The organism is Rhizobium sp. MHM7A, from assembly GCF_005862215.1.
Lineage (GTDB): Bacteria > Pseudomonadota > Alphaproteobacteria > Rhizobiales > Rhizobiaceae > Rhizobium > Rhizobium bangladeshense.
This window is the reverse complement of the sequence record NZ_VCHT01000035.1, coordinates 1-13820: the sequence shown is the minus strand read 5'-3', so window position 1 is coordinate 13820 and position 13820 is coordinate 1. Positions and strand designations below refer to the sequence as shown.

Annotated in this window: 12 protein-coding genes and 2 pseudogenes; 7 read left to right on the top strand and 7 right to left on the bottom strand. The window is 58.7% G+C overall.

Annotated elements, in window-relative coordinates; translation table 11 throughout:
• From FFR93_RS39565 to FFR93_RS39545, 5 genes and pseudogenes are all read right to left on the bottom strand, one after another.
• A pseudogene (locus FFR93_RS39565) lies at nucleotides 1-752 on the bottom strand (conjugal transfer protein TrbE); the annotation flags it as partial.
• Nucleotides 753-762: 10 nt separating this feature from the next.
• A complete protein-coding gene (locus FFR93_RS39560; RefSeq protein WP_138397133.1) occupies nucleotides 763-1062 on the bottom strand; it encodes a conjugal transfer protein TrbD in 300 nt (99 codons plus the stop codon).
• Nucleotides 1055-1438: a TrbC/VirB2 family protein gene (locus FFR93_RS39555; protein WP_138397132.1), complete on the bottom strand. Its 384-nt coding sequence runs from the start codon at nucleotides 1436-1438 to the stop codon at nucleotides 1055-1057. Before FFR93_RS39555 ends, FFR93_RS39560 begins: the two co-directional genes overlap by 8 nt.
• Complete coding sequence (gene trbB, locus FFR93_RS39550) at nucleotides 1428-2405, bottom strand: P-type conjugative transfer ATPase TrbB (protein ID WP_138397131.1); 978 nt, start codon at nucleotides 2403-2405, stop codon at nucleotides 1428-1430. Before trbB ends, FFR93_RS39555 begins: the two co-directional genes overlap by 11 nt.
• Entirely contained in the window at nucleotides 2402-3040 is a 639-nt protein-coding gene (locus FFR93_RS39545; protein WP_138397130.1) for an acyl-homoserine-lactone synthase, read from the bottom strand. Before FFR93_RS39545 ends, trbB begins: the two co-directional genes overlap by 4 nt.
• 376 nt (nucleotides 3041-3416) lie before the next feature.
• On the opposite strand from FFR93_RS39545, the gene repA reads away from it, so the two are divergent.
• The 5 genes and pseudogenes from repA to FFR93_RS42030 all read left to right on the top strand — a co-directional run bounded on the left by repA (nucleotide 3417) and on the right by FFR93_RS42030 (nucleotide 8405).
• On the top strand, nucleotides 3417-4640 hold the full coding sequence (gene repA, locus FFR93_RS39540; RefSeq protein ID WP_065276670.1) for a plasmid partitioning protein RepA: 1224 nt from the start codon (nucleotides 3417-3419) through the stop codon (nucleotides 4638-4640).
• On the top strand, nucleotides 4637-5674 hold the full coding sequence (gene repB / locus FFR93_RS39535) for a plasmid partitioning protein RepB (RefSeq protein ID WP_138397129.1): 1038 nt from the start codon (nucleotides 4637-4639) through the stop codon (nucleotides 5672-5674). The genes repA and repB overlap by 4 nt, the downstream gene beginning before the upstream one ends.
• A 189-nt stretch (nucleotides 5675-5863) precedes the next feature.
• Nucleotides 5864-7078 carry a plasmid replication protein RepC gene (gene repC, locus FFR93_RS39530; RefSeq protein ID WP_138397128.1) on the top strand — a complete coding sequence of 405 codons (1215 nt, stop codon included), beginning with the start codon at nucleotides 5864-5866 and terminating at the stop codon, nucleotides 7076-7078.
• A 231-nt stretch (nucleotides 7079-7309) separates the two neighbouring features.
• Nucleotides 7310-8044: an NYN domain-containing protein gene (locus tag FFR93_RS39525; protein WP_138397127.1), complete on the top strand. Its 735-nt coding sequence runs from the start codon at nucleotides 7310-7312 to the stop codon at nucleotides 8042-8044.
• 153 nt (nucleotides 8045-8197) lie between these two features.
• Nucleotides 8198-8405: pseudogene (locus FFR93_RS42030) on the top strand (cold-shock protein).
• Between the two features lie 694 nt (nucleotides 8406-9099).
• Here FFR93_RS42030 and FFR93_RS39515 read toward each other — a convergent pair.
• Nucleotides 9100-10248 carry a site-specific integrase gene (locus FFR93_RS39515; RefSeq protein ID WP_138397126.1) on the bottom strand — a complete coding sequence of 383 codons (1149 nt, stop codon included), beginning with the start codon at nucleotides 10246-10248 and terminating at the stop codon, nucleotides 9100-9102.
• A 188-nt stretch (nucleotides 10249-10436) separates the two neighbouring features.
• On the opposite strand from FFR93_RS39515, the gene FFR93_RS39510 reads away from it, so the two are divergent.
• Nucleotides 10437-11576, top strand: coding sequence for an RHE_PE00001 family protein (locus FFR93_RS39510; RefSeq protein ID WP_138397125.1), 1140 nt, complete (start codon nucleotides 10437-10439; stop codon nucleotides 11574-11576).
• A 176-nt stretch (nucleotides 11577-11752) separates the two neighbouring features.
• Nucleotides 11753-13129: a hypothetical protein gene (locus FFR93_RS39505; protein ID WP_138397124.1), complete on the top strand. Its 1377-nt coding sequence runs from the start codon at nucleotides 11753-11755 to the stop codon at nucleotides 13127-13129.
• Here the strand turns inward: FFR93_RS39505 and FFR93_RS39500 are convergent.
• Nucleotides 13126-13788 carry a hypothetical protein gene (locus FFR93_RS39500; RefSeq protein ID WP_138397134.1) on the bottom strand — a complete coding sequence of 221 codons (663 nt, stop codon included), beginning with the start codon at nucleotides 13786-13788 and terminating at the stop codon, nucleotides 13126-13128. The two genes, FFR93_RS39505 and FFR93_RS39500, sit on opposite strands and share 4 nt — an antisense overlap.
• Nucleotides 13789-13820: the final 32 nt, after the last annotated feature.

Here is a 13820-nt window from a genome sequence, read left to right as displayed (position 1 = left end):
TCGATCGCGACGATGCCGAGAAAACGGTTCTCAACCTTCGGCGTCAGTCCGTGCTCAAGCTCAGCAGTCGCGATCCAGTCGAGATACATGGGAACGTCGGGAAGCCGGATTGGATGGCTTTCGCCGGTGGTGCAGAACCGGGCGAACTGGAGCAACTCGTCATACCGGGCAATTCGCTCCCCTCCCCTCTCAAGTGTTTCGCGGGTTTCCATTCGCCGGATCGAAAGTGTGTTGGCAAAATACTGCTCAAGCTCACGCACCGCGTTCTTGAACACGAAGAGCACCGTGTCCGCGTAGGACTTCTTCCGGCTTTCCTCATCCGAGTAGATGTATTTGCTGAGTGCAGTCTTCTTGGACTCAAGTGGCCGGTAGGTCAGGATCAGCGCATGCTTGCTCTCGAAATGCCCCTGCTCGCGCGCGAAATGCGCCCGACGCTCGGCATCGATCGCGCGGGTCACCGGGTCCGGGAAATGGCAACGGTCTTCTGTGGGATAGTCGACCGTCGGAATGCGGATGGCCTCGACCTGGATCATCCACCCGCTTCCGAGCCGCGACAGAACGGCATTGATCTGCCTCGACAGCTCGTTGCGCTCGAGGTCAGTCGCACTTTCCGAGTCCGGGCCAGCGAAGTACCAGCCAGCCATCAGGCTTCCGTCCTTCAAGAGGAGGACACCATTGTCGACGAGGCCGGCATAGGGAACGAGATCGGCAAAGGATGGGCCGGTCACCCGGAAGCGTTTGAGAGCTACCATGGCCGCCTCCTCAATACCGTCGCCACGGCGAAGTGGTCGCCTTGTAATAGGGCTTGTAGGAAATGTGCCTGATATAGACCTGCCGCATGTGCGGATCGGCCTTCGCCATCATCCTGAGCGCCCCGACGATGACGATCCAGACGGCGACGCCGAAGAGCGCCGAATAGACCGTGAGAACCACGAAGATGAGAATGACGGCCGCAAGGCCGGTGATCAGCATCAATTCGCGGTCCGCGCCCATTAGAAGGTTTGGGCGCGAGAGGGCACGATGGATGCGATTGCGTCGCAAGCCGGACACGGACTCAGCCATCATCTCCCTCCCCTCCCCCGTTCGAACCAATTGACGTGACCTGCTCGTCGGGTAGCCCGATCGAAGCGCCGGTCGCACCGAACAGGCCGACGATGTTGGTGGCGCCGAGCAGGATGCCGGCGACGAGAACGACGTAAACAAGGCGCCGTGCGAAATCGTTGAGCTCGCCGCCGAAGATGAGCATGCCGCCGGCAATGGCCACGGCTGCAAGCGCGATCGCACCCGCGACCGGGCCGGTTATCGATTCCTGAATCTGCTGCAGTGGCCCTTCCCATGGGAGGCTGCCGCCGGAACTGGCGAGCGCCGGCGCGACAGAGGCAAGAACGATTGGCGCCGCCACGAGCGCGGCGGCGATGAGGGTATGCTTACGCGACATGGCGCGCCTCCTGTTCGTCGGTGAGTTGATCGGATTCGATCTCGTACTGTCCGTTGATGAATCGCTCGACTTGGATGATGTCGCGAACAAGCCGGCCGCGCGGCGTCCGCTCGATCGAGATGACCAGGTCGACGGCCTCTCCGATGACCTCGTGCATCGGCTGCTGACTTGCCTCGGCCGTGAGCTGCTCAAGACGGCGTAGCGCCGACATGGCGGTGTTCGAGTGAATGGTCGCCACGCCGCCAGGGTGACCGGTGTTCCAGGCCTTGAGCAATGTAAGGGCCGCGCCGTCGCGGACTTCGCCCACGACGATCCTGTCGGGGCGTAAGCGCATGGTGCTCTTCAAGAGCCGGGCCATGTCGATCGTATCGCTGGTATGGAGGAGAACCGCGTTTTCGGCCGCGCATTGGATTTCCGCGGTATCCTCAAGGATGACGATGCGATCCTCTGGCGCAGAGTTGACGATCTCGTAGATCACTGCGTTCGCAAGCGTCGTTTTGCCCGAGCCCGTTCCGCCGGAAATGATGATGTTCAGCTTCGCGGAAATGGCACTGCGGATCGTGGCGGCCTGGTATTCTGTCATCACGCCGGTCCGAACATAGTCTTCGAGCGGAATGAGGCGTGATGCCCGGCGTCGAATCGTGAAGGCAGGCTTGGCGACGACGGGGGGCAATAGACCCTCGAAGCGGTGGCCACCGATTGGCAGCTCGCCGGAGATGATTGGCTGCTCCGTGTCGACCTCTGACTGAAGCGCGTGCGCCACTGTACCGATCACCATCTCCGCTGCAGCCGACGACATCTGGCCGGCGGGCGTAACGCCGTGACCGAGCCGTTCGATGAACAACTTTCCGTCCGGATTAAGCATGATCTCGACGACGTTCGCGTCGTCCAGGGCAACACAAAGCTGGTCGCCGAGCGCCTCCTGAAGTTTGCGGACGAGCCGAGGGTGAGAGCGAAGCTGGTTCACGGATTTCTCCTTACGCTGCCTGGCTGACAGGGGGCGAGTTCAGAACGGTAGTTGGAGGGGCGAAGCCTGAGGAACATGTCTGCGTCGGCGGCCAGCGTGCCCGCTACGGCCGTCGTCACGCCGATCTTCTTGGGTTCGCCTAAACGATGCAGCTGCCACCCCACGCGGGCGAGGATGCGCTCAAACCGAAGATCGGTCACAGTAACAATCTCAGTGTACCCATTTGCCACGCACCATTCGATGATGCCAGCGAACATGGTCAGCGTCGCTTCATGGACCGAGCCGGCGCCCCTCCCCTCCGCGAGAGCCGTGTCGACACAGAAGCGAGAACTCTCGATCATCGCGGCATGCCCCTTGAGTTGGCCGTCGGGGAGCAGCGACGGGAAAACGTCGGCCACCATTGTCGGTCCGAGCGCAGGAAGAAGCCTTGCGCACCCCGCCAATTCGCCGGTCTCTGCGATGGCGAGAATATAGGTCGGCCGAAGCGCGTCGAAACGATCGGACTCGCACCCCGCCGTTACATCGACTTCCCAACCCAGGCGATCGGAAAAGACCCGAGCACGAAGCTGATAGTGGATGTGTAGGAGATGCGCCTCTTGGATCGTCCGGGGTGTTGAGAGCGCGAGAGCCCGCATGATCTTTCTCCGTCGTTGTTGGTCGGCGGGAAATCAGCACAGTTTGGAATCGGAGGGCAGTTGTAAGATCCAACATGCACGTAGCGAGGTGAGTCGCGGCTCATAAGGGGTGCGGCGCTACAGAGCCGCCTAATCCACTTGCTGCTACACTGTTTGGATTTGTAGGATTCACAGGAGAACATTCCGGGATCAGGGAGCCGGGCATTTGAGGCTAACTCCCGGAGCGGAAAAGCAAAAATCCGAACAGCCTTATGCAGATTGTCCCCGGTCGTTAACCTTTTGTTAACCCTAAACCTCTGGACCAGTTCGGAGAATCGTGTTCTATTTTTAGCGGGCAATGGCCGGTAAACCGGCGAAAAGCCGCCAAGAGGGACAGATGGCGATAGCAAACCGAGTAGAAGCAAGTGTTGGCTCGAAGGAAGATGCCGGCAGCAAAATCATGCGCCATGCCGGGCTTCTGTCCGGGCAATTGCAGCAGCTCAGAACTCGTATGTATCCGCCAAAATCGGAAAAGACCCTGCGTCCCTTTCTGACCAACGAAGTGTCGAAGCTGACGTCTATACCCGATTCCACCCTGAAGCTCATGTCCACCGAAGGACGTGGGCCGATTCCCAGTAGGCTGGAAAATAACCATCGCGTCTACACACTGGACCAGATCAATGAACTGCGTGAATTGTTCGCGATGCAGAAACCTGCAGACGCCTTGCGATTCCTTCCTCGTCGTCGTGCCGGGGAGCACCTCCAGGTTCTTGCGATAGCCAACTTCAAGGGCGGCAGCGCGAAGACGACAACCTGTGTCCACCTTGCCCACTATCTCGCCCTTCATGGGTATCGCGTCCTCGCACTCGACCTGGACCCGCAAGCATCCTTGTCCGCTTTGTTCGGTGCTCAGCCAGAAGTTGATGTCGGGTCGAATGAAACGATCTATGCCGCTTTGCGTTACGATGACGCCGAGCGTCGTCCCATCCGCCATATAATTCGCAGGACATATTTCGATGGCATCGACCTCATTCCTGGCAATCTTGAAGTCATGGAGTATGAGCACGAAACGCCACGGATCTTGGCGAACAAGTCCAGCTCCGGCGCAATCTTCTTTGAGCGGCTGAAACTCGCCCTTTTGGAAGTCGAGGCGGACTACGACATTGTGATTCTCGACACTCCGCCGTCCCTCGGCTTTCTGACCTTGAGCGCGATATACGCCGCGACTAGCATGATCATTACGGTCCACCCAGCCATGCTGGACGTCGCGTCAATGAGCCAGTTCCTTCTCATGATGGGTGATCTGATTAGTGTTCTGAACGAGAGCGGCGCTCAGTTGGACCAGGACTTCATCCGGTATCTGGTTACACGACACGACCCCAATGACGCGCCGCAGTCGCAAGTCGTTGCGATGCTTCGGCACCTGTTCGGCTCCGATGTATTATTGCCGACCGCCATTGAAAGCACCGCCGTTGAAGCAGCCGGCTTGGCGAAACGCTCGGTATACGAGCTCGAATTAGGACAGATCGGACGCGATACTCACAAGCGTGCCCGCGAGGCGGTAGATGCTGTGAACGAGGCGATTGTTCGCCTCGTCAATGAGAGCTGGGGGCGGACATGAGCAAATCCCCTCGCAAGTCGATTGTCGCCAGCTTCGGGTTGCTTTCCGCAGAGCTGGAAAGCGATCAGGCTGCGGATCAACAGCAGCCGTCGCAGGCCGCTGCCCCGGTTCCCGGAAATCGTGTCGGAGCAGGTGTGATCGGTGCTGCACACCGAGCAATCGACGACATTCGAACAGAGCGAGATCGCTTGAAGGCTATCGTGGAGTCAGGCGGTGGTTCGGTTCGCGAGTTGGATCCGTCGCTCATCGACCCATCCCCCTATCCGGACAGACTGCCGGACGATGACGCAACGAGCTTCGAGGCGTTCAAACGGTCGATCGAGACTGAGGGGCAAAAGGTTCCCGTCCAGGTTCGCAAACACCCTTCGTCCCCAGGTCGCTATCAGATCGTTTACGGTCATCGACGCTGGCTCGCTGCCATGCAGCTTGACAGGCCTGTTCGCGCTCTCGAAGTCGAGATTTCCGACCTCGACCTAGTTCTTGCACAAGGCATCGAAAACGCGGGTCGCCAAGACCTCACCTGGATCGAGCGCGCGCTGTTTGCCTCCCGAATGGATGATGCGGGGATCAAGCCTCGGCACATCTACGCTGCGCTTTCGATCGAGGACGCAGAACTGGCTCGGATGCGGAATGTCTACAGGATCGTTCCCGCGGATATCATCGAGGCCATTGGGCGAGCGCCGAAGATCGGGCGGCCACGTTGGCTCGACCTTGCCAAGGCGGTTGCGGGCGACACGGGAGCGCTCGATGCCCTGAGGGCAGCACTGGTTAGGAGGGGCGATGCGGTTGAGACGTCCGATCAAAGGTTTCAGCGTGCATTGAACGCCATCAAGCCAGTATCGGCTGGTCGGAGAGAGCCAAGCCCGATTACAGACAAGAGCGGAACGAAGCTTGGCGCCCTGTTGATATCCTCGAAAGAGGTTCGAATTTCGGCTGAGGGTTCACTCGGGGTCGACTTTTTGAAGTTTGTTGAAGCGGAGCTCCCAGCGCTAACGGAGCGCTTTGTCCGCCTGCGAGAAGACGAGAAACCCTGACAGCTGTCAGGGTTTGGAGATAAAAAAGGACGAACTGCAAAAGAAAAAGGCCCCCCAAACGTTGCCGTCGTGGAAGCCTCTCTCAATGTGTGACAACTAGAGAATCGCATTTCCCCGAATCCCAGTCAAGAGTCTTTGGCACCGTAATTTGGTGAGCAGGTTTCTTTTGCCTTTTTGAAGGTGAAGAAAATGCAGATTGGAAGTGTGACGACGCCCTTTGGGCGGCGGCCGGCGACGCTTGCCCTGGTGAAGCGGCAGATCGAGACGAGTAAGATCAAGCCGGGCAAGACAGCAGACAAATGGAAAGTCTTTCGGGACGCATCCGAAGCAAGGGAGCTGCTTGGCCTGCAGGATCGCAGCCTGGCCGTCCTTGACGCGCTCCTGAGCTTTCATCCAGACACCGAATTGCGCCAGGATGCGCAGCTCATCGTTTTTCCGTCCAACACACAATTGACGCTTCGGGCGCACGGTATCGCCGGCGCTACCCTTCGCAGACATCTGGCCCTTCTCGTTGAGGCAGGACTGATCGTGCGGAAGGACAGCGCGAATGGAAAGCGCTACGCCCGGAAGGACAAGGCGGGTGCGATCGATAGCGCATTCGGCTTTGATCTGTCACCGTTGCTCATGCGAACAGATGAGCTTGCCATGATGGCACAACAGGTCGTTGCAGATCGTTTCGCCCTCCGTCGGGCGAAGGAAAATTTGACGATATGCCGGCGTGACGTTCGAAAGCTCATTTCTGCCGCGATCGAGGAAGGTGCGTCAGGCAACTGGGAAAGCATCGAAGCGATGTACATCGGTCTCGTAGGCAGGATTCCGCGCTCTCCGACCCTCAGTGATGTGAATTCAATCCTGGACGAGATGGAGCTCTTGCTGCAGGAGGCTGTCAACATCCTGGAAATGCAGCAAAAAGACGAAAATAATAGCACCAATGGTGACCAAAATGGGCGTCACATACAGAATTCAAACACCGAATCCATCACTGAATTTGAACCTAGCTCTGAAAACGAGCAGGGCGCAAAGCCGGTGGACGATGATCGGCCGAAGCGGGAGCCCGTCCGGAATTTCCCACTTGGCATGGTGATGCGGGCTTGCCCCGAGATCGCGATATATGGCCCGGGCGGTACGATCGGAAGTTGGCGCGAGATGATGGGTGCAGCGGTGGTCGTCCGGTCGATGCTGGGCGTCAGCCCGTCAGCCTATCAGGAGGCCTGCGAGGTGATGGGGCCGGAAAGTGCGGCCACGGCGATCGCCTGCATCCTTGAGCGGGCAGGGCACATCAACTCGCCTGGCGGATATCTGCGAGACCTGACACGGAAGGCGGCACGGGGCGAATTTTCACTTGGCCCGGCGCTTATGGCGCTGCTTCGGGTCGATGGCGATAGCAATCGCAGGACGGGATAGTTGGTTGCCTATGCTTGTGGTCGGCTGGTCAAAACCCTGACAGCTGTCAGGGTTTTGCGATCGGCGGATGCTGGAGCGGGGAAGGGTAGATCAACTCGGCTGGCGGCTACTGACATCATCCGACGAGGCAGGTTTTCGCTCGGTCCGATGGGCGAGTTAAATGAAGTTGCTTGCCTGGTCCGAGCCAGGCTCTGCTGGCCTTCGAGACCGTTTTAAAAATGAGGAAGAGCAATGCCGTCTGAAACTCGATCTCCGCGCCTGGCTGTTCTGATTGATGCGGACAATACATCCGCTAAAATCGCCGACGGGCTGTTCGAAGAGGTAGCCAAAATCGGGGAGGCGAGCGTGCGTCGCATCTACGGTGATTTTTCCGGCACGCGCTCCAAGGGTTGGGCGGACGTACTCGCAAAGCACGCGATTATCCCGCAGCAGCAATTCGCGTATACAACGGGAAAGAATGCTTCCGATATCACTTTGGTCATCGATGCAATGGATTTGCTGCACAGCGGTCGGTTCGACGGCTTTTGCCTGGTGTCCTCGGACAGCGATTTCACGCGGCTTGCCGCCCGGATCCGTGAACAGGGTGTCGATGTATTCGGCTTCGGCGAGCAGAAGACACCGGAAAGTTTTCGCCAGGCCTGCCGGCGGTTCGTCTATACCGAAAATTTGCTTCCTGGCACGATCAAGGACGAGCAGAATACTGCTTCCACCGACAAGCCGCTGCAGCCGGCAACATCGGCCGTGCCGCTGATCAAGAAGGTACTGTCCCAGGAGGATAGCGATGACGGCTGGGTCAACCTGGGCACCGTCGGCAAGCAGTTGTTGAACCTGGCGCCGGATTTCGACCCGCGTACATTCGGCTTCCGAAAACTCAGCGATCTTATCCGCAAGACGAACCAGTTCGAGATTCGCCAGGCCGAGGGCGGTCCGATCAGCATCCGGGTGAAACAACGAGGTAACAAGTAGCACCATCGTCGCGGCGATAGAGCGAGGAGTACCGGGACACCTCGACGGTGAGTATGGGCTTTCCCCGCGGCAAGAAGCGTCTATCAGTGCAGCCCGCAAAAAAAGTGTCAGCCGAGCACGCTTCGGCAATGCGATTGATCAAAGGAAGACGTCATGGCGACCGGTACGGTAAAGTGGTTCAACGCAACGAAGGGCTTCGGGTTCATCGAGCCGGACGACGGCAGCGCCGATGTGTTCGTCCATATTTCCGCAGTGGAGCGGGCCGGCATGCGCGGCCGGCAACGACGGCCAGAAAATTACCTATGAGCTGGTAAAGGATCGCAAGTCCGGCAAGATGTCTGCGGACAACCTGCAGGCCTGAGTCTGACTGCATGTGAATGGTCGGATAGGCCGGGTTCGCCAAGACTACCCTTTTTTTGCAGGCCGAGATATGTGCGCGGTGCAAGCGCGGGACTTCAATGTTCTGCATTGCAGTATTACCCTCAGAGTGTTCAAGCGGTTCACCACCTCCCGAGCCGCTTGGGTCCGACGGACAGCAGGCTGTCAGTCACTATCGGAGCCCTGCGCCCCTCATCCCGTGCTGGGCCATCTTTGCGCGCAAGCAGGACGACCGCCACATCCTTCATTACGTTTTTTGCCATCCTTATCGATCAAGGCCTCACGAGATCGCCCCAATTGTCTTGACGGACCTGTTCTTAGAGCCGGCCGGCCGGCCCCAAGGACGCCATCGACGCATTTAATTTCGATGCGGCTGAGAGGATGCAGACCAGAAGCTTAGAGACATCAGCAGCATCCCCGTTTCGCGAGTACTAGGTTCCCTCGTGATGCTCCATCTGCGCCCGCTGAGGGACGACTAACGTGACCGACACCAAGCGGTGTGAAGGTACAGGGGCTGCACGTATTTGCTTCTAGTCGAGCTCGAGGAGACCGCTGATCCGGCGTCGCGGTTTCTGGAGTTTTGCGAGGGAGGAGCTCCGCGGGCGGCTGATTAACGGCAACGCCCTCGTCTTACTCTACATCGGCGAGCCTCAGCATCCTCTTTGGGCCGACTGTTTTCACAGCATTCGTGCAGCGCGCCCGCTCCGCCTTGTAACGTTGTTGTAGTAGCCTGCAGCCTGCTGAACGGATCGATGTCGCGATTGCTCCATCGCCTCAGGAAGCGGGATTCCGCGATTTGCCGCTTCGGTCAGATAGCCTGACCGCAGCCCATGAGCGGAAAACTCCCCAGGCTCCAACCCGGCCATCGCCGCTCGCTGCTTGAGAACCGCATTAACCGACTGCGGATCGATCGCCCGCCGCGAAACCGTCCCCCAACGCCCGATCGCCCGAAACACACTGCCGCTCTCGATCTTCGCGGCCGCCATCCAGGCATTGAGCGCCACGACCGGCCGGCCGGTGAGATAGACGATATCGTCTTGCTCACCTGTGCTGGTCTTGGTGCGGCCGAGATGAATGGCTAGTGAGGGAAGGGGAGGACCGTCCAGCATTTCGATCGGGGGCTCGACGATCAGCTGCTCGCTGCGCAGGCCGGCGATCTCGCTGCGCCGCCGACCACCGGAGGCAAAGGCAACCATCAGGATTGCACGGTCACGGAGATCGCGCAGACTGTCGGTCGCGCAGGTTGCCAACAATTTGGCCAGGACGTCACCGGTGACCGCCTTGGCGCTCTTGCGACCCCGCATTCGGGGGACAGCGCGAACGGCGAGACGAATAGCCGATTTGAGGGCAGGGGAGGCGAAGGCACCATCGAGGCCGCGCCACTTAGTCAGTGTCGACCAGTTCGCCAGTCGCCGGCGCACCGTCGCCGGCGCATGCGGGCCGACGGATTTGAGAAACCCCTGGCTCCGAAGGTTCTCATCGACCACGGCTGGCATGCCGTGATCGGGGTCTGTCTCGCGTCGCTGCGGGTCCCAGAGATGATGGGCAACGAACTTTAGCAGCAGCGCCTCGGGCGCCGGCCACGGTAGCGATTTTCCTGTGGCCGCCAGTCCCCAGGCTTCGAGATAGGTGAGATCCGAGGTCAGCGCCCGCAAGGTGTTGTCGCCCATGCCCTGGTTGACGAGATGGCGCAGGGTCTCGATATCATGGTCGGTGAGCAGCTCGGCGAGTTCGTCGCGGCGCTCGATCGGCAGCACGGCGGCGATGGTGTCGAGTTCTTCGGCACGTCGCTCTACGGCTGTGAGTGATGTCTTGGCTTTGGTCACGGACGCTCCAAAAGGACGGTTCTGGCGGCCGCTGGGACCGTGATTTGCCCCGATACTTTCTGATTTGCGGCTCCAGATCAACAACCATCGATAAGCGCTGGTTATCGATGGTTAGAACGCCAACTATCAATCATACCATGTGGCGAACTGTAATATTTAAATAGAGTTCCTATAAGAAATCATTTACCATGATTTCAATGGCTTACGACTTTACGAAAATCAGCATGACAGCCCTGATGCGGCCGGCTTTCGATGCGGGCATCGCACTCACGCGTCTGGACGAGCGCATTGCCCGCTCATCGGTCGGGAGCGGCTGGACCGAGCGCTCCCATTTTGCCGATGCCTGCGCCTCGCTGTGGATCGACGGCGAACTCGTCCATCTCGAAGATCTCGTCCTCCATGACGCCACCCGGGATATTCGCACACCCACCCATGAGCTGACAATTGCCCGCGACGTCTTGCGTACACGCCGGCGCATCGCTGCCCAGTCACCGGACTGGGCGCTATCCGCCGAGGGCATTCGAACATTACGGAAAACCGCGGAGATCACGCCGGCCGGGACTGACAAGGCGGAGGCGGTTGACGCCATTAAGCGAGGGGGCGCGATCGTTCCGGAAGGGGAGGGGGACCATGCCGACGGCGGCGAAAGTCTCCCCGGCCTTGACTATGCCGCCATTGATGCGGTGCTCGCCCGATCCGACGCGGTCATCGAAGAAGCCAAGAGGCCGGGTCGGGCCGGCGAGCCGGAAAAGAATCCACTGGTCTATGATCTCGACTGGGACGAGGACGAGCGTCTGGAAGAATGGCGCGGCGTGCTGCGGCAGGCCGAAAATTTGCCGGCGTTGCTGCAGGCCACCGTCGCTCTCGATGCCTGGAACGAATTTTCGGTGCTGCAGCATGCGCCCTGGCTCGGCCGACTGTTGGCGGCCTCGATCCTGCGCCGCGCCGGCGTCACCACCGGTGCCCATCTCGCGGCCATCAATCTCGGCCTCAAAACCATCCCCGTCGATCGACGCCGTCATCGCGACCGGGAGAAGCGGCTGCTGGCCATCGTCGGCGGGCTGATTGCGGCCGCCGAGATCGGGCTCAAGGAGCATGATCGGCTGGCGCTGGCGCGACAGATGATGGAACGCAAATTGACGGGAAGACGAGCGTCGTCAAAGCTGCCGGAGTTGGTCGAGCTCGTCATGGCGCAGCCGTTAGTTTCGGCCAGCATGGTCGTGAAGACGCTCGGGGTCACGCCGCAGGCGGCGCGGCGGATTGTGGGTGAACTGGGTCTAAGGGAGATGACGGGCAGGGGGAGGTTTCGGGCTTGGGGAATTGTTTAGCTGCGACTCGCGATCGGCCGCCGATACACGTCCGGGTCGGATGTCGCCAGCCGTCGCCACCGGCATCAACTCACAGGACGTCGATGTAATTGCGAGAATTAAAAGGCCGGAACACTGTTATCTGATGCCAATTTTGGTTAAGAGCGGCCCGAGCGAACAGAGAAGAGGGCTTTGAAATGGCGCTGCACAAAGACGAAATTCTGAACGCGCTTGCGGCAACAGCGAACGTGGCTCAGTTCGTCGGGTTCCGACCGAATGGAAAAGGCGCTCTTAGACAAAGTTACAGTCGAGTTTCCGGCTTCGATGCTAACCATCGATTTTCGAGTGCTCGAGACGCGGTGGATGCGCTTTTGGCGCATAGCTCGGATAAGATGGTCAACGTTAGGAGTTATGAACCGAGTAGTCCTCGAAGCAAAGAGTTCGTCTACGGTCTAAAAGACGTCGGTGAGGTTTTGGCGGTCCTTGAACGACTAGCCGCCCTGGAACTTCATCTCATTGTCAACGAGACGATCGACATACATGATGGCGGCGTATCGGGAGTCGTCCAGGGGCAGGTTGTCGAGTTCGCTCCGGACGACACGCCGCGTTGCGTGGAAAAGCCGGGGGTTGCGTCTTTGCCTGTCTCCATCGCTTCGCAAGTGTTGAAAACTGTGTATGGCTTTGCGCCTGATTTCAATTTTCCTGACAACGCTAGGGCAGAGTTCAGCCTTCACCCGAAGCCACGAGGTTATAATCAGAAGCACACAATCTTATGGGAGTACGAAGTTACCGACGCCGGTTTTCTTCCGGCCGCCTTCAGCTGGCCAAACAATTTTAGCCGGCATCTAGGTGACAAGGCTTTCGGCTTGATGATTGCTTCCGCCTTAGGGATGCCCGTGCCAAAAACTACAGTAATTGGTAGACGAACGGCTCCATTTACGTTTGGCCAAGAAACCGGTTCTCATGAGGTATGGACCCGTACCTCGCCAACAGAGCCCCAACCGGGATTGTATACTACCATTAAAGGCTGGCAGGACCCCTTTAAGCTGCTGGCGAAAGAAGACCCCGAGGGTTCAAACATTCGGTCGGTTTTGTGCCAAGCGGCGGTCAGAGCGAGGTATTCTGGTGCCGCGTTAGCTGGCCCGAGAGGTAAAGTCATCGTTGAGGGCCGCAGAGGGGAAGGCGACCAGTTCATGCTTGGGCTGCAGTTGCCTGAGACTTTGCCGTCGTTTGTGCTGGATGCTGTTCAAGCAACATATTCAGCACTGTCTAACCGGTTAGGACCCGTGAGATTCGAATGGGTGCATGATGGCGATATCGTCTGGATTGTGCAACTGCATTGCGGCGCCACCTTTACAGAGGCTGACGTGATCGTCCCTGGCGAGGCTGCCATGTGGATTGAATTCGACGTCGCGGCGGGAATCGAGCGCTTGAGGGACCTGCTTGGACGGCTCGTCGAAGGACAGGGTATTATTATTGCCGGCGGAATCGGCCTAACAAGTCATATTGCGGATCTCCTGCGAAAGGCAAAGTATCCCGCGAAAAGAAAAACCATTACACAACCAGACGACTAAGGCCGGTCAGCGTCAGTCGCCCGGTAGCTGCGCCAAATCTCACCGAGAACCTTGTCTCCCTCAACCTTGTGAACCGCGAGGACGTGGTCGACCAGGTCAGGTACTGAATGGTCGACGACAAGCTCCACAACATTATTTTCTTTTGATCGCGACTTCGATCGCTCACGGTAAGGGAACTCAGCGACCCGCTGAAACGTCCCGTTGCCTCGGGGCTGCGGGTTAAAGAGCGTCGAACCACTATTGATAGGACTGAGCCAGATACGATCTCTATGTGCAGCGACCAATCCCGCAGTGTCGATAGTCAGAACTGTCTGGGGAGCTCCGCGATAGGCTTTAGCCTTTAAGAGCCGCCAGATACGTGCCGCAGAGAGCCAAAAGAAGCTGCGCGAGTTCAGAATTTCGTACCAATCTTTTGGAGCCAGGCCGTCTTTAAGGCAACGTTGAAGCAAGTGGTCTTGCATTGGTTTTTGATCGCGAATAACGGCGCCAAGCAAACTTTTCGATTTCAGCGGCACCGACTCTGGCCTGCGCTGAGACTCGAGTGCGTACCGCTCGCCCCCTGCAATCTTGTAAAGATCTAATAGAGCTGTTGCACTCAAAAGACCGTGCTGTTGGATCATGTCCCAGGACGTGGTGTAGCTTAGACGACCACGGCTCATCCCAGAGGGCCGGATGAGTGTCAGCTTGCTGC